The following is a 16,247-nucleotide window of genomic DNA, read 5'->3' as shown; positions in this document are numbered from 1 at the left end:
TTTAACTATACTGGAACAAATAAATGAACAATGAAAAAATAAGTGAGTTTGAACAATATTTTCAAATTGACGAAAAAATACAAGTTAATTTATTTGCCGTTGATAACGCTCAGATCCCAAAAACACAAATCGATTTAGAAGATGACATCCCACCTTTATTTAAACTTGCTAACGAAGTAAGCGAATTAGAGCAAAGTTCTTTACGCCCTCTTCGTGGGTTAGGTGATATGGCACAAGAGCTGGCTGCTTTTTTACAAGTTCAATCGAGAAAAATTGATTTGATTATGAGCCATATTTTGGCATCAGAACAAGCTAACGATAGTGTTAATCAGTGTGACAGTTATGGTGGTGGTGGATTACGTTTTACAACAACCTCTATCTACGATATGGGCCAAGCATTTAAAACCAAATTATTTCTACATCATGAAGCTTCGGCCGTTTATTGTTATACCCAAGTCGTTGCAATCGAAAAGCACGCTGATGAGCATTATCAGTACACTTTATTATTTACAGCCATTCGAGATACTGATCAAGAATTAGTTGTTAGAGCAAGTTTACATGCTCAAACTAGGCAATTAAAAAAGAGACAACAATTAGAGCAAAGTAAAAACGATTCTGATAGTGAGAAATAGCTGACATCTGAGCCTAAAATGCTAAACTAGCGACACTTCAATTTTTATATTAATTTCATGAACTTTAGACTTTTACCAGAATGGGCTAAGCAAGATGCTGTCATGCTAACTTGGCCACATAAAGAGACTGACTGGGCTGATAATTTAGCACGTGTTGAACCTGTATATCTGCAACTTGCTACGCATATTGTTGCCCAGCAACAATTAATCATTGTAGCTCACGATATCAACCTTAAAGCCCATATTCAAAATCGTTTACAAAATGCCAATATTAATTTAGAGAAGGTACATTTTGTTATAACACCAACTAATGATACCTGGGCACGCGACCACGGCCCACTTAGTTGTGGTGATATAAATAACCCCACCTCTTTAAAAATTCATGATTTTACGTTTAACGGCTGGGGTAATAAATTTGCCAGCGAGTTAGACAATAAAATAAATAGTCAATTGGTTACATCACTATGCACCCGCGCACAGTATCAACAACATAGTGTGGTACTTGAAGGCGGTGGTATTGAAATTAATGAGCATGGCGTGTTACTTACCACCCGTGAATGTTTGCTCAATCCGAATCGAAACCCGCACTTAAGCCAAAAAGATATAGAAAACTATTTAACTGAACACCTAGGCGCAAGCGGTTTTTTATGGGTTGACCATGGCTTTTTAGCCGGCGATGACACAGATAGCCACATTGATACTTTGGTTCGTTTTGCTCCTAACAATACACTTGTCTATGTGCAGTGCGACGAGCCAGAAGATGAACATTACCAAGCCTTAACGGCCATGGAAAACCAGCTAAAACATTTTACCACACTGCAAAATGAGCCTTATCAATTAATTGCACTGCCGTGGCCTAAAGCGGTTTTTGATAGTGAAAATAATCGTTTACCAGCTACCTATGCTAACTATTTAATTATTAATAATGTGGTATTAGTACCCACTTATGATGATGACAACGATGAACTTGCAGTACAACAAATTCAAAAGGCATACCCTGAACATAAAATAATTGCAGTTAACTGTTTAGCAATTATTGAACAATTTGGCAGCTTGCACTGTATCACCATGCAATTGCCCAACGGCTTTCTAGCAGGAGCACAGTAATGACATCCCCTTCGACGTTAACGGTTGCATTAGTACAACAAAGTAATAGCTGCGACAACGAGAAAAACTTATCAGCCTCAATAGCGGGTATAAAAAAAGCAGCCGAGCAAGGTGCAAAACTCATTGTCTTACAAGAATTACACCGCAGCTTATATTTTTGTCAAACCGAAGATGTTAATACGTTTGACTTAGCAGAAACTATCCCAGGACCCACAAGTAATACATTAGCGACCTTAGCAAAAGAGTTAGGTGTGGTGATTGTTGCTTCTTTATTTGAAAAACGAGCTGCGGGTTTGTACCACAATACCGCAGTCGTGCTTGAGCAAGATGGCAGCATTGCGGGTAAATACCGTAAAATGCATATTCCTGATGATCCTGGTTTTTACGAAAAATTTTACTTCACCCCAGGGGATTTAGGTTTTGAGCCTATTCAAACCTCGGTAGGTAAATTAGGGGTATTAGTATGTTGGGATCAATGGTTTCCTGAAGCGGCTAGGCTTATGGCAATGGCAGGGGCTGAAGTATTAATTTACCCAACCGCGATTGGCTGGGATCCACGTGATGATGACGCTGAGCAAACCCGACAAAAAGATGCATGGGTTATTTCTCAACGTGCTCACGCCGTCGCTAATGGTGTACCTGTTATTAGCTGTAACCGTGTAGGGCATGAGAATGACCCAAGTGGGCATAGTGCGGGGATTACCTTTTGGGGCAATTCATTTATTGCAGGTCCTCAAGGTGAGCTATTAGCCGAGGCAACAAATGATAAAGAACAGGTTTTAACAGTAAATATTGATCAATCTCGCTCAGAAAACGTAAGACGTATATGGCCATTTTTACGAGACCGTAGAATTGACCAATATCAAGATTTAACAAAAATTTACCGTGACTAATTATTGCGCTAATAAGCGAATGAACTGTGGAGTATTAAATGGCGTTTGAGCAACTGGCAGCCCTGCCTTGGGTAAAATCTCAAAAAGATAAAATTCAATGGGGGCAATTAACTGGCAGTGGCCTTAGTTTGGCAATTGCCCAAGGAGTTAAGCAACACGATGATCTGGTGTTGATTGTAACACCCGACACACCCAGTGCCTTGCGCCTAGAAACAGAACTTGATTATTTATTGCCCGATCATCCTGTGATGGTATTCCCTGATTGGGAGACTTTACCTTATGACCATTTCTCGCCACATCAAGATATCATTTCGGCACGGTTAGCCACATTAAATACCCTAAAAAATGAACAACGTAGTGTATTAATTGTCCCTGTATCTACTTTAATGCTGCGTACAGCTCCGGCCTCATTTATTTACGGCTCTACTTTAAATTTTAAAGTAGGCGATAAGTTAGATAGCCATTTACTTAGGCAAAATCTAGAACAAGCGGGTTATTTAAACGTTCAGCAAGTTATGGAGCACGGTGAATACGCTATTCGCGGCTCAATTGTTGATTTATACCCTATGGGTAGCCCTCACCCATTTCGTCTTGATTTTTTTGATGACGAGCTAGATAGCATTCGATTATTTGATGTTGAAAGCCAACGCTCTGACGAAAAAGTAGATAAAATAGAGTTACTTCCTGCTCATGAGTTTCCCACTAATGATGCCGATATTGAGCGATTTAGAATAAATTATCGCGAAAAATTTGGTGCCAGTTCAGAGCAAGACTCAGTTTATATGCAAGTCACTAAAGGGACCTGGCCTGCTGGTATTGAATATTACATGCCATTGTTTTTTGACCAGTTGGCTAATATTTTTGATTATTTACCTCCCTCTACAACCGTCATGCAGCTGGGCGATTTAGAGCACGCAGCAGATAACTTTTGGCACGATGTTAATGTCCGATATGAAAATCGCCGTGTAGATCCTCTACGCCCTCTGCTTGCACCCAATGAGCTTTATCAACCAATTAATGAGCTATTTGGAAACTTAGCTAACTTTTCACGTATTCGATTATCTCAGGCAAAACTGGCAACAAAAGCAGGGAATAAAAATTTAGCCGTAAGCGAATTACCCCCTATAAGAATTGATCATAAACAGCATGAACCCTATGGCGACTTTATAAAGTATGTCAGTGAGATAAAAAAGAAAAAAAGCCGCATAGTATTAAGTGTAGAGTCTGATGGACGACGCGAATCGCTGTTAAATGTGATTAAACCAAGTGGGTTAAAATTAAAAGAATTTGATTCTTTAGAACTGTTTTTACAAAGCAGTAACGATGTTGGCCTGATTGTCAGCCCTCTTGAACAAAGTGTTGTTATAGGGACTAAACCAAGCCTGAGCATTATTACCGAGCAAGAATTGTTAGGGATAAAAGTATCTCAGCGTCGGCGCCGAAAACATAAATACGAAGCGAGCCAAGATGCATTAATTCGTAATTTAGCAGAGCTTAAAGAAGGTCAGCCAATTGTCCATCTTGATCACGGTGTTGGTCGTTATCAAGGTTTACAGACTATTGATGCAGCAGGTGTTGTAACTGAGTTTGTTACAATTACCTATGCGGGCGAAGCTAAATTATATGTCCCTGTATCGGGGTTGCATATGTTGAGCCGTTACTCTGGTGGACAAGAAGAAACCGCACCACTGCATAAATTAGGCTCAGATGCATGGGATAAAGCTAAAAAACGAGCGGCTGAAAAAGTACGAGATGTCGCTGCCGAACTTTTAGATATTTATGCCCAGCGCCAAGCAAAACCGGGTAATAAATTTGCTTTAGATGGCGCGTCATATAGACAGTTTAGCGACAGTTTCCCATTTGAAGAAACGGACGATCAAAGAAATGCAATCGAGTCAGTGCTCGGCGATATGCAATCAAAACTAGCCATGGATAGATTAGTGTGTGGTGATGTTGGCTTTGGTAAAACTGAAGTAGCCATGCGCGCAGCGTTTGTTGCAGTGAATGATAATAAACAAGTCGCAGTATTAGTGCCAACCACCCTATTAGCTCAACAACACTTTGAAAACTTTAAAGACCGATTTGCCGACTTTCCTATTGAAGTTGGTGTGCTTTCTCGATTTAATTCAACTAAAGAACAAAAAGAAACATTAGAAAAAATGGCCAATGGCAAGCTTGATATTGTCATTGGTACGCATAAACTGATTCAAGCTGATATTAACTTTCATGATTTAGGTTTATTAATTGTTGATGAAGAGCACCGCTTTGGAGTTCGTCAAAAAGAAAAAATAAAAGCGCTTCGTGCCGATGTCGATATTCTAACGCTTACAGCCACCCCGATACCTCGTACCTTAAATATGGCTATGAGTGGTATGCGAGATTTATCAATTATCGCCACGGCCCCGGCAAAGCGTTTAGCGGTTAAAACATTTGTTCGTCAACGCGATAGTGACTTAATTAGAGAAGCGGTACTGAGAGAAATTAAACGTGGTGGACAAGTATACTTTTTACATAACAATGTAGAAACCATCGAACGTGTTGCTCAAGAAATTAGTGAATGGGTGCCAGAAGCCAGTGTCACAACAGCACATGGCCAAATGCGCGAACAAACTCTTGAACATATTATGAGTGATTTTTATCACCAAAAATATAATGTATTAGTGTGTACCACTATTATTGAAACAGGTATTGATGTACCTACCGCTAATACCATTATAATGGATCGTGCCGATAAACTGGGTCTAGCACAGTTGCATCAGTTACGCGGACGAGTTGGACGTAGTCATCATCAAGCTTATGCTTATTTATTAACAGGAAATCCCAAAGCGCTTTCAAAAGATTCGGTTAAACGATTACAAGCAATTGAATCCCTAGAAGATTTAGGTGCCGGTTTTGCCCTAGCAACACATGATTTAGAAATACGCGGTGCGGGTGAGCTACTTGGTGATGATCAATCAGGACAAATGCAAAGTATTGGTTTTACCTTGTATATGGAAATGCTAGAACAAGCAGTCAATGCATTAAAAAATGGCAAAGAGCCCACGCTTGAAAACCTTTTACAACAACAAACTGAAGTCGATTTAAAGTTACCTGCATTACTCCCTGATGACTACATATACGATGTAAATGCCCGATTAGGCATGTATAAGCGGGTTGCAAGTTGTGCTAGTGTAGCCGATATGGACGAATTGCAAGTTGAGCTTATTGATCGCTTTGGATTATTACCTGATGCCACTAAAAACTTATTTAGTTTGCAGCAACTTAAAATTCGCGCCAGTGAATTAGGCATTAAAAAGATTGAAGCGAATCCAAAAGGCGGCTATTTTGAATTTAGCCAAAATACCAAGGTTAATCCTAGCTTCATTATAGGCTTGATACAAAGTGCACCTAGCGTGTATAAAATGGATGGTGCAAATAAATTGCGCTTTGCAATTAACGAGCCTAATGCTCGTGAACGCTTAAAAATGGTCACTGCAATGATTGCAGATTTCGAAAAAAAGGTTAGCCATTAATGTTGCTAAGAAATGTATGTTTAATAATGTGTTTAGTTGCCAGCAATAGTGTATTTGCTGAGCGTTGGTTTGAAGTTGAAGTGTTAATATTCAAACAACGACCAGCGCCGTATTTACAAGAAGACTTTACACTAAAGCATGAGGCAATAAGTGATAAAAACACTCTCGATTTACTCACCCCAATATTTAACGAACAAGCAATGCAAGCCTGTATTAATGGGGATAGTAACTTTATAAAAAAACAGCAATCCGCTATTTTCCCTAATCATACAGATAGCTTATGTAACAGTAACTTAGAACCGGTACAAGGCTTTAGTCAGTTACCCGTATTGCCCTTAGCGCCGGCATTAGATTCAATGGATAAGCCCTATTTACTCGCTCCAGAACAGTTACAGTTTGTTGCACAAAAGCGCTCCCTCGATCGTAAAGGTTTAACACCTTTGCTTCACACGGGTTGGCGTTTTGAAGGGCAAAGTAAAAGCCGTGCACCGAGTATACATTTATATGCAGGTAAGCAGCTAGAAACACTTCAAGCAGCTAGTTTCCCCCAAGATGATAAATATAACACTGATTATATTAGCTTAATTAACGCTCACAGTGATAATGAAGACAGAGATAATGACACGGCCCCTAATTGGGAGCTTGATGGTCTTTTTAAGATCCATTTACGCCATTATTTATACATAACGGCAAACTTTGATATCAAGCAACCTTTAGACAATGGTGATATTGAACTTGCTCGTTTTTCTCAATTTAAGCGTGTTATTAGTTCACAAATACACTATTTTGATCACCCTCGTATGGGCATGATTGTACAAATTAGAAAGTTTAAACATTAATAATGACAATACACAGGATTTTAAAATGAAAAAATTAGTGATGGTCGCAGCACTATTAACACTTACAGCATGTTCAAAAGTAACGCTAGAGAACTATGATAAAATTAGTCCCGGTATGAAAATGTCCGAAGTTGAAACCATTTTAGGTTCGGCTGATGAATGTATCGAAAAAACCTTACACACAAGTTGTGTTTGGGGTAATGAAGATAAAAACGTAGAGATCACCTTAGTTTCAGATAGAGTGACACTTTATAGCCAAAATGGCTTAACAAAATAATAAACAATGCATTGAAAGCAATTTTGATTTCAATGCTTTATTTACTATCTATACATCACTCTCTTTAGAGTAAATTAGCTCAATATTTACAATTTTACTACGATTTAATGTGATTTTATAACGCTGATGTAAGGTGCTATTTTCTTTAGCATGTACCAGTACCATATTAATTTGGTATCGGCGCTCTACCCCTTGCTTTGATATTTTATTCCCTTCTAAATGGTATAACTTCCCCTCACCTTTTTTTAAATAACGTACAAAGGGGGCTAAATTAAAATGCAATGTTTGATAAAGGGTATCGTATCCAGGTAAAAATTCTTTCGCGCTCACGCGTGTTTCACTGGCAAAATGTAACCATTGCGAGGCTAATTTATTTTGTTGCCGACGCTTTGAAAAAATACTTCTAACCGGTTTAGGAATATCATCTAACTTTATATACTCTAACCAAATAAATTGATTAGCAATGCGCTCTTTCGTGATATTGTTTTTAAATATAAATCGCCATTTAGGGCGCCCTTTTACAATTGCCCGCCAAATAACCCGGGTCAGATCATCTTTAAATATTTCTCGTAATCCATACACCACCCCTAAAATCAGAATTAATGTAGCCGTTATCTCTGTAAATGAAGAGCGAGCATTTAAAATAACCACCATTACAAATGCCATAATCACCGCAGTGACGGTTCCTTTGACTATCCGTTTTAAATAACTATTTAAGTGTCGTGTACTGCGCTGTAAAATCACACCGTGTTCAATGAGTCGCTGCAAAAGACGCATTTTATTAGTGATTCGATTGGCATCTTGTAAAGTGGTTTCTGAGTTATAGTTTTGATTACTGCGGTATGAATTTTCTTCTTTGCAGAACTGTAATAATTCGTTCCTTTCTTTAGCATAATCACTACTTCTTGGGCCTTCATCTAATAATTTTAAAAATGACTGCTCTATATGCCAACTAAGGTAATTATCTGCATTTGTGTAAAAGGGAATGAGTTTTTTATCATCCGGTGTATAGCGGCGTAGCTTCTTTAATAAGCCCTCAGTTTGCTCTAATAACTCTAATGAATGCGTAAAGAATATATCGACTTCTTTTATTTTTAATGTGTCTTTTATATCTGCATCAAGCGCTAACCGTACTTGATAACAATATAAATTAAGGTTTTGTCGGTAATCTTTTTGTTCGCCTTTATTTTTACTCACAAAACGACTTCGTACTAAAGGTAAGTGAATGTTATTGGCGTTATATGCTAAATTAGATTTAAAATTATTATTAAAATACGATTCTTCAGGAAGGGTTTGCGCGTTTATTCCCATTTCATTAGGAATAGAAAAGTACAGGTCAATACGCTGATCGGCGCGCGGCGATAATTCAGGTTCAATGACAAAAGATAAATTTTCGTCTTGTTTTAACAACCAACTCTCCTTTTTCTCAAATCATAAGTGTACCTATCCCTGTAATTTTGTTCAATAAAAAAGGCCCAGTAAAACTGAGCCTTGTTTAAATTATTCTAAAATTAGAACTTAACGTTTACACCCGCAAATACACGACGACCAATAACATCGTAAGTATAAGCATCGGTGTTTGAATCATTATAACCACTGTAATAAGGTGGTTGCTTATCAAACAAGTTAGTGACACCTGCATTTAAAGTAACAATGTCATTTAACATGTAACTACCGCTTACATCGTGGTAAATCACAGTAGGTGTTGATGGCGCGTAACATGAAGCTTCATCACCTAAACAGCTATAGCTATCTAAGCCTGCAATGTAGCGCGCTTTATAGCTAGCTGTCCAGTCATCACCGATAACCGCTAGAGCGAAGTTTGCTTTAACATCAGCATAACTACCAATACCCGAAGTGATTAAACCAGCATAATCAATGCTTGAGTCAACAACATCAACAACATATTCATCTAGGTAGGTTACATCTAATGATGAGTTCCACGCCAGACCTGCAGCATCAAACTTATAGCTTAAGTTTAAATCATAGCCTTTCGTTTTCTCAAAACCAATATTTTGTACTTGGTTGTTAAAAGCGATACGTCCAGTTGTTTGATCAAACGAAATGTCTGCTGAACTACATAGTGAAGAACTTTGATTTGCTAATGAGCCATCGGCTGCAAGACAGTTATCAACTATGTATTGGTTGTTTACTGTAGCAATGGCATTTTCAATTTCAATGTCGTAGTAATCTAGTGTCATTGAGAAGCCTTCAAACCACTGCGGCTCATACACTACGCCTAAAGTAACAGTATCAGCAAGCTCTGGAGTAAGCTGATCGTTACCACCAACGGTTACTTCAGCTTGATCTTGAGCGCCCGTGAAGCTAATTGTTTCATAAGACGGCGAATCACCAGAGTACAGCTCAGCCACTGTTGGCGCACGAAATGCGGTAGAACGAACACCACGAAGCATTACTTCATCGTTTACACGCCATGTTAAACCTAATTTCCAAGTTTCATCAGAACCAAATGTGCTGTAATCGAAGGCACGGATCGCTGTACTTAATTCTACACTTTGTGCTAAATAAGTATCGGCTAATAATGGAATAGCCAGCTCTAAGTACGCTTCATTAACATCAAAACGACCACTGGTTGCATCTACAATTGGATCATTCGCTAAACCCTGTGAGGTGAGTGAATCAGGTATATACCATGCTTTCTCTTCACGGTGTTCAACACCGGCTGCAAAACCAATATAACCCGCTGGTAATTCCATTACTTCACCACTAAGTGATGCGGTATACATCAGTAATTGGCTACCACCTGAGTTTTGCTCAGTATATAGGTATTCATTTAGGTTTTCTGAAGTCCATGCTGATTGGTCAAGTGGGTTGAAATTTCCCGCTTCTATGTCATCTTGAATCGAGCCAATGTTATGTAAATTAGTTAAGCGGTCAACTGAATCGTTACGGCCAAAAATAACCGAAACGTCCCAATCATAACCGCTTTCTAAGTAGCCTGAAGCCCCTACAACAGAACGAACAGTATCAACAACTTGTGTTGAATTACGAGTACCTGTGTCAACCATACGGCGGCCATATGAAATAGAGTCACCGTAGTCGATACCATGACTTAGTAATGAATCACCCATTTCTTGTGTATAATCAAAGTCGAACCAAACTGGTTGCGCAGCTAACTGCTGTTCTGACCAACGTTTAGAGTAGGTAAATTCTGAATATAACTGCGTATCATCAGTTAAATCAAAGCTACCAATTCCTGTTAGGTTTAAACGACGCATTGGCGTATACAGGTAGCTTTCTGATGAATAATTATAGGCATCATCAGAAGTAAAGTCATGCCACTGACCATCAGCTTGGCCTTGTAATGACTCATCACCAGACCAAACATGGCCATTTGGCGTATATGATGAACCCGCACAATATGGTGCAGAACCATCATAATCTTCCGTTAATGGACAATCAGAGAAACTACGGTCTGCTTGAGAAGCATCACCACGATCGGTGTATTGCAATCCAATAACAACATTACCACGACCAAAGTTTCCGCCCATAGTAATATCAAAAGATGTTTCATCGGCATCACCTTCCGTCGTGATCCCTGATTTTAGATTTAAATCTAAACCTTCAAAATCATCTTTTAAAATAATATTAACCACACCAGAAACCGCATCGGTGCCATATACAGCAGATGCACCATCTTTTAACACTTCAATATGTTTTATCATTGATACTGGAATGGTATTTAAATCAACGGTAGAAGCAGCGCCTGTACCTGAGTTGATCATACGACGGCCATTTAAAAGAACTAAAGTACGTTGTGAGCCTAAACCACGTAGATCAACCGATGCGTTACCACCAGAGCCATTGTTAATACCCGGGTTTGTCATTGCCCCCCCGGTCGCAGTCATTTTTTGTAATACCGAATCAATTGAAACCGCACCTGATGCTGCAATATCGTCAGCACCAATAATGGTAACTGGGCTTGCAGTTTCCATATCAGCACGCTTAATACGTGAACCTGTTACTTGAATTTTTTCAATCGTTTTTACAGCATCATCTGCTGCAAAGGCAGAGGTACTTGAGAATGCAGGTATAGCTGCTAATACAGCTAATCCTATTAAAGATTTATTCATGGGAAAACCTTAGGTTGTTATAAAAAATGTAAAAATTTTATGCCCTAATTTATTCGCTTTAGGGTCATGGCAGGCAACTTAGGCTCATTTAACTGAATTGAAACTGAACGGGGGGATACAATTAAATCAAAAAATATTTATTGCGTTAACTGGTTACAAACCATCGACAACTCATTTAAATGTTAATTTTATAATACAGATAATTTTCAACAGCTAATGAATTATTGAAAACAAATATTTCACCTTTGAAATTAAATGAAATCAATTTGTAATGAAGTGTAATCCAACTCTACACTTGAAAATAAGTTGCATTTAATTTGTTAACGAAGTGAATGGTAGGTTATAGATAACAAAAGGTCTTTAGCGAGATTTATACTTTATTAACGACTGAAATAAAGCTTAAACGTGAAATGATGCACTTTAAAATATAAACACAATAAAGCTACATATTAGTGACAAAACAAAAAATAATTTCTTGCAATATACTTTGTTATAATAAAGCGATAAAAACAAACATTTTATACACTTATTATTTACAAATATCGCACAATACAAACAGTGTAATTATTAAACAATTTACATTTATAAAGCTAGCACGACAAAAAAGCCAGACGTGATTAATAGACAAATAGGACATCCTCCTCGCATCGCTTAAACTGTTTTACGTAAAACAATATTAACTACTGTTTTACGTAAAAATAATAATCGAGTGTATGCTGTGTTTGATTGTCGATTTGCATTAATTCGACTTCTAAATTCCACAACATGTTTTCTTGTGCGCACACGCCAACCATTGTGTCGCTTTGCCAAAATGCTCCCTTTTGTTTAAATTGCTGTGGAATATAGCCCATATACATAGTGATCCCCTCTAGCCGGCTATTCGTAATTTTATAGTGCGCGGGTAAATCAATAAAAATACTAAAAGGTGTTTCTGGTGATAATTGGGTATCGCTGAGCCAAATTTTCACTTCATTTAAAAAAAGACAGCTTTGGTTAGCAGCGCATTGTGCATTTAATAAAGCACGGTTATCTGAACTTGCCATGTCATCGCAGCCGTTAAGTAAATATAGACACGCGATTAAGCAAGTTAGTTTTTTAAAAAACATCATTAATTTCCAGTAAATAAAAGCAAATATTAAATTTCATCTAAAATAAAAACAATGTATTGCTGACTAAGTTGGTAAAAAAATAACCATTTCATAGCAAAAAACATACAACAAAGTCACAAACTTTGATTGATGTCATAAATTTGTGTATTTGAACTATCTTTTTTAGGTCAAAAAATTTATCATTTCGATCGCAAAAATAAGGGTTTCTCGAGTTTGTTTTCTGAAGTATTCAAGTTTTGAAGATTTTAGATAACACGCTTGTGAAAAATAGTAGGCCCCACTTGTTAAAAGTGGGTAATTCATTTCTAAACGCATTTATTGCAGCGGAAGCCAGAAAATGAGCCAAACAGTAGCATCACAAACTGAGTACAATTATAAAGTTGTACGCCAATTCGCTATTATGACAGTGATTTGGGGCATCGTTGGCATGAGTATTGGGGTTCTGATTGCTGCCCAATTAGCTTGGCCAGCACTTAACTTTGATACACCATGGTTAACTTACTCTCGACTACGTCCGTTACACACGAACGCAGTTATTTTCGCCTTTGGTACAAGTGCTTTATTTGCGACGTCTTATTACGTCGTACAACGCACTTGTCAAACGCGACTTTTCTCAGACAAACTAGCCGCCTTTTCATTTTGGGGTTGGCAGCTTGTTATTGTCCTTGCGGTAATTACATTACCACTTGGTATTACCAGCTCTAAAGAATATGCTGAACTTGAGTGGCCAATTGATATTTTAATTGCCGTTGTATGGATAGTTTATGCAGTTGTCTTTTTTGGTACGCTTATTAAACGTAAAGTATCGCATATTTATGTAGCTAACTGGTTTTATGCTGGCTTTATTATTACTGTAGCTGCATTGCATATTGTTAATAGTATGGCAGTACCAGTATCATTAACTAAATCATATTCTATTTATGCCGGTGCTGTAGATGCAATGGTTCAATGGTGGTATGGGCACAACGCCGTAGGTTTCCTACTTACAGCTGGTTTCTTAGGTATGATGTACTACTTCGTACCAAAACAAGCTGGTCGTCCTGTTTACTCTTACCGTTTATCGGTAGTTCACTTTTGGGCGCTCATCTCATTATACATTTGGGCTGGTCCTCATCACCTTCATTACACTGCGCTACCAGATTGGACGCAAAGCTTAGGCATGGTGATGTCAATTATCTTATTCGTACCGTCTTGGGGTGGGATGATTAACGGTATTATGACCCTTTCTGGCGCATGGCATAAATTGCGCACAGATCCAGTTCTTCGTTTCTTAGTTGTTTCATTATCTTTCTATGGTATGTCTACCTTTGAAGGCCCGATGATGGCTATTAAATCTGTAAATGCATTATCACATTATACAGACTGGACTGTTGGCCACGTACACTCAGGTGCGCTTGGTTGGGTTGCTATGATTTCTATTGGTGCTATTTACCACCTTATCCCTGCATTATTTGCACAAGGTCGTATGTATAGCGTTAAGTTAGTAAATACCCATTTCTGGTTACATACTGTTGGTGTTGTACTTTACATTGTTGCTATGTGGATCTCTGGTGTTATGCAAGGTCTTATGTGGCGTGCAGTGAATGAAGACGGTACGTTAATGTACAGTTTTGTTCAGTCTTTAGAAGCTTCACATCCGTTTTACATCATGCGCTTCTTAGGTGGTGTGTTTATTGTAACGGGTATGTTAGTTATGGCTTATAACGTTTTACGTACTATTTCAGCTGAAAAAGAATCACTGAAGTTAGACGCACAAGCACAATTAGCATAACGGAGTGAGATAATGAGCAATAAAAATTCACAAAATAAACATGAGATAGTAGAAAAGAATGTTGGCCTTATGGCTATTCTAACTGTATTTGCTATCAGTTTTGGTGCATTAGTAGAAATTACTCCATTGATGTTCCAAGACGACACTACCAAGCCTGTTGATGGTCTACGCCCACTTAACGCGCTAGAAATGGAAGGTCGTGATATCTACGTGCGTGAAGGTTGTTACAACTGTCACTCTCAAATGATTCGCCCATTTCGTGACGAAGTTGAGCGTTATGGTCACTACTCTGTCGCTGGTGAATCTGTTTGGGATCATCCATTCCAATGGGGTTCTAAGCGTACAGGTCCTGATTTAGCACGTGTTGGTAAACGCTATTCAGATGACTGGCACTATGCGCACTTAGTTGACCCACGTGATGTGGTTCCTGAGTCAAATATGCCTGGTTTTCCATGGTTAGCAGAGACAACCGTAGATACCAGTTTAACGCTTAAAAAGCTGCAAATATTTCGTGATACATTTGCTATTAACCCAGAAAATCCAAAACATCCTGGATTAGGTTATGGCAGCGATGCAGAACTTCAAGCTGATATAGACAAAGTCAATGCAATGAATGACGGTAAAGGTGCAACAGAAATGCAAGCACTTATCGCCTATTTACAGCAGCTTGGCACACACTTGAAGTAACTATTATGGATTACGGAACATACAGAGGCATTTTAACTCTGGTAATTTTAGTATTGTTTATTGTGATTGTTGTATGGGCATACAGCAAGCGTAGCAAAACTCGTTTTGATAGCGCCGCTAATGCCATTTTTGAAGATGAAAAAAAACATAACAACACACTCTCTAACGAGGAAAAGGAGTCTGAAAAATGACTAGCTTTTGGAGTATTTGGGTTATTGTTTTAACCCTTGCATGTTTATGCATCATCTTTGGCTTATTAGTTTGGAATCTTAAAAACTATGCAGGCGTAAAAGAAGGTGAGAGCTGCGGTCATGAATTTGATGGCATTGAAGAGCTAAATAATCCACTACCTAAATGGTGGACTTATATGTTCTTTGCAACATTTGTTTGGTCCGTTTATTACCTTGCAGCATTTCCAGGTTTAGGTAACTGGGAAGGCCTAGGTAAGTGGACGAGCTCTAATCAAGGTATCACTTCTTTAGCTGAATCTAAAAAGGCAGTTGAAGAGGCTAAAGCAAATGGTGAATTTGTACAACTTGATGTCGAGTACCGCGCTGCTGAAGAACGTTTTGGCCCAATTTTTAATGAATTGGCTAAAATACCTGTTTTAGAGCTTATTAAGTCTAAAAATGCAGGGGATGCAGCACAAAAAGTCGCTTTAGAAAACGATGAGAAGCACGAGCAAACACAAGGCCAATTAGCAATAGAAATCGGTCAGCGTTTATTTGCGCAAAACTGTGCGCAATGTCATAGCTCTGATGCGCGTGGTGGAACTGGTTTTCCTAACTTAACCGACAAAGATTGGTTATATGGCGGAACACCTGACAAAATTAAAGAAACTATTTTATATGGGCGTGTTGCCGCTATGCCACCGTGGGGCGCTGCCCTTGGTGAACAAGGCGTTAAAGAAATGACCGCTCATGTATTAAGCCTTTCTGGTCGTACAGTTAATCAAAAAGATGCAAAAGCCGGTGCTGCTAAATTTGCAATGTGTGCTGCGTGTCATGGTGCTGATGGTAAAGGATCTGTTGCTCATAACTTACCATTTGGTGCACCTAACTTAACCGATAATATTTGGTTATATGGTGGTTCACAACGTGCGGTTGAAGAAACACTAAACCATGGTCGTGCAGGCGTCATGCCAGCATGGAAAGAGATCTTAGGTGAAGATAAAATTCACTTATTAACGACCTACGTTTACAATTTATCACAAGATAAATAAGCGATTAGTTAATTAGGTGTTTATAAATTAGTTTATTTATATCAATTAATTAATCGAAATCAAAAAAGCCTCCTCTTGGAGGCTTTTTTTTAGTTTTTTAACCA

General features: G+C 38.4%; 13 protein-coding genes. 10 read left to right on the top strand and 3 right to left on the bottom strand.

All coding sequences use genetic code 11. From position 1 onward, the window contains the following. The first annotated feature begins 23 nt into the window (after positions 1 to 23). Genes J8L70_RS03210 through J8L70_RS03185 form a run of 6 tightly spaced genes read left to right on the top strand, consistent with a single transcriptional unit; the run spans position 24 to position 7,260 of the window. Positions 24 to 632 carry a PilZ domain-containing protein gene (locus tag J8L70_RS03210; RefSeq protein WP_211054040.1) on the top strand — a complete coding sequence of 203 codons (609 nt, stop codon included), beginning with the start codon at positions 24 to 26 and terminating at the stop codon, positions 630 to 632. A 57-nt stretch (positions 633 to 689) separates the two neighbouring features. Continuing rightward, entirely contained in the window at positions 690 to 1,739 is a 1,050-nt protein-coding gene (locus tag J8L70_RS03205) for an agmatine deiminase family protein (protein WP_211054039.1), read from the top strand. Then, complete coding sequence (locus J8L70_RS03200) at positions 1,739 to 2,632, top strand: carbon-nitrogen hydrolase (RefSeq protein WP_211054038.1); 894 nt, start codon at positions 1,739 to 1,741, stop codon at positions 2,630 to 2,632. The genes J8L70_RS03205 and J8L70_RS03200 overlap by 1 nt, the downstream gene beginning before the upstream one ends. Before the next feature lie 38 nt (positions 2,633 to 2,670). Further along, positions 2,671 to 6,144 carry a transcription-repair coupling factor gene (mfd, locus tag J8L70_RS03195; RefSeq protein WP_211054037.1) on the top strand — a complete coding sequence of 1,158 codons (3,474 nt, stop codon included), beginning with the start codon at positions 2,671 to 2,673 and terminating at the stop codon, positions 6,142 to 6,144. Then, positions 6,144 to 6,983 carry a peptidoglycan binding protein CsiV gene (locus tag J8L70_RS03190; RefSeq protein WP_211054036.1) on the top strand — a complete coding sequence of 280 codons (840 nt, stop codon included), beginning with the start codon at positions 6,144 to 6,146 and terminating at the stop codon, positions 6,981 to 6,983. The genes mfd and J8L70_RS03190 overlap by 1 nt, the downstream gene beginning before the upstream one ends. Positions 6,984 to 7,008: 25 nt before the next feature. After that, on the top strand, positions 7,009 to 7,260 hold the full coding sequence (locus J8L70_RS03185) for a DUF3862 domain-containing protein (RefSeq protein ID WP_211054035.1): 252 nt from the start codon (positions 7,009 to 7,011) through the stop codon (positions 7,258 to 7,260). Positions 7,261 to 7,308: 48 nt separating this feature from the next. On the opposite strand, the gene J8L70_RS03180 is transcribed toward J8L70_RS03185, so the two are convergent. The 3 genes from J8L70_RS03180 to J8L70_RS03170 all read right to left on the bottom strand — a co-directional run bounded on the left by J8L70_RS03180 (position 7,309) and on the right by J8L70_RS03170 (position 12,463). Then, positions 7,309 to 8,670 carry a hypothetical protein gene (locus tag J8L70_RS03180; RefSeq protein ID WP_211054034.1) on the bottom strand — a complete coding sequence of 454 codons (1,362 nt, stop codon included), beginning with the start codon at positions 8,668 to 8,670 and terminating at the stop codon, positions 7,309 to 7,311. A 101-nt stretch (positions 8,671 to 8,771) separates the two neighbouring features. Then, entirely contained in the window at positions 8,772 to 11,354 is a 2,583-nt protein-coding gene (locus J8L70_RS03175) for a TonB-dependent receptor (RefSeq protein ID WP_211054033.1), read from the bottom strand. A gap of 680 nt (positions 11,355 to 12,034) precedes the next feature. Then, positions 12,035 to 12,463, bottom strand: coding sequence for a hypothetical protein (locus J8L70_RS03170; protein WP_247664673.1), 429 nt, complete (start codon positions 12,461 to 12,463; stop codon positions 12,035 to 12,037). A gap of 337 nt (positions 12,464 to 12,800) precedes the next feature. Here J8L70_RS03170 and ccoN point away from each other — a divergent pair, with 337 nt between their 5' ends. The 4 genes from ccoN to J8L70_RS03150 are packed head-to-tail and all read left to right on the top strand — an operon-like array spanning position 12,801 to position 16,143. Next, positions 12,801 to 14,234, top strand: coding sequence for a cytochrome-c oxidase, cbb3-type subunit I (ccoN, locus tag J8L70_RS03165; protein ID WP_211054032.1), 1,434 nt, complete (start codon positions 12,801 to 12,803; stop codon positions 14,232 to 14,234). A 12-nt stretch (positions 14,235 to 14,246) separates the two neighbouring features. Further along, a complete protein-coding gene (gene ccoO, locus J8L70_RS03160; protein ID WP_211054031.1) occupies positions 14,247 to 14,921 on the top strand; it encodes a cytochrome-c oxidase, cbb3-type subunit II in 675 nt (224 codons plus the stop codon). Between the two features lie 5 nt (positions 14,922 to 14,926). Continuing rightward, a complete protein-coding gene (locus J8L70_RS03155; protein ID WP_182701396.1) occupies positions 14,927 to 15,112 on the top strand; it encodes a cbb3-type cytochrome c oxidase subunit 3 in 186 nt (61 codons plus the stop codon). After that, entirely contained in the window at positions 15,109 to 16,143 is a 1,035-nt protein-coding gene (locus J8L70_RS03150) for a c-type cytochrome (RefSeq protein WP_211054030.1), read from the top strand. Before J8L70_RS03155 ends, J8L70_RS03150 begins: the two co-directional genes overlap by 4 nt. Positions 16,144 to 16,247 lie beyond the last annotated feature (104 nt).

The sequence above is a fragment of the Pseudoalteromonas sp. MMG010 genome (assembly GCF_018100905.1).
GTDB lineage: Bacteria > Pseudomonadota > Gammaproteobacteria > Enterobacterales > Alteromonadaceae > Pseudoalteromonas.
Note: the sequence above shows the minus strand (reverse complement) of the source record. Positions and strands in the feature narration are given on the sequence as shown.

Coding starts and splice junctions, on each gene's coding strand:
- J8L70_RS03210 (WP_211054040.1), top strand. CDS start 24: ATGAACAATGAAAAAATAAGTGAGTTTGAACAATATTTTCAAATTGAC.
- J8L70_RS03205 (WP_211054039.1), top strand. CDS start 690: ATGAACTTTAGACTTTTACCAGAATGGGCTAAGCAAGATGCTGTCATG.
- J8L70_RS03200 (WP_211054038.1), top strand. CDS start 1,739: ATGACATCCCCTTCGACGTTAACGGTTGCATTAGTACAACAAAGTAAT.
- mfd (WP_211054037.1), top strand. CDS start 2,671: ATGGCGTTTGAGCAACTGGCAGCCCTGCCTTGGGTAAAATCTCAAAAA.
- J8L70_RS03190 (WP_211054036.1), top strand. CDS start 6,144: ATGTTGCTAAGAAATGTATGTTTAATAATGTGTTTAGTTGCCAGCAAT.
- J8L70_RS03185 (WP_211054035.1), top strand. CDS start 7,009: ATGAAAAAATTAGTGATGGTCGCAGCACTATTAACACTTACAGCATGT.
- J8L70_RS03175 (WP_211054033.1), bottom strand. CDS start 11,354: ATGAATAAATCTTTAATAGGATTAGCTGTATTAGCAGCTATACCTGCA.
- J8L70_RS03170 (WP_247664673.1), bottom strand. CDS start 12,463: ATGATGTTTTTTAAAAAACTAACTTGCTTAATCGCGTGTCTATATTTA.
- ccoN (WP_211054032.1), top strand. CDS start 12,801: ATGAGCCAAACAGTAGCATCACAAACTGAGTACAATTATAAAGTTGTA.
- ccoO (WP_211054031.1), top strand. CDS start 14,247: ATGAGCAATAAAAATTCACAAAATAAACATGAGATAGTAGAAAAGAAT.
- J8L70_RS03155 (WP_182701396.1), top strand. CDS start 14,927: ATGGATTACGGAACATACAGAGGCATTTTAACTCTGGTAATTTTAGTA.
- J8L70_RS03150 (WP_211054030.1), top strand. CDS start 15,109: ATGACTAGCTTTTGGAGTATTTGGGTTATTGTTTTAACCCTTGCATGT.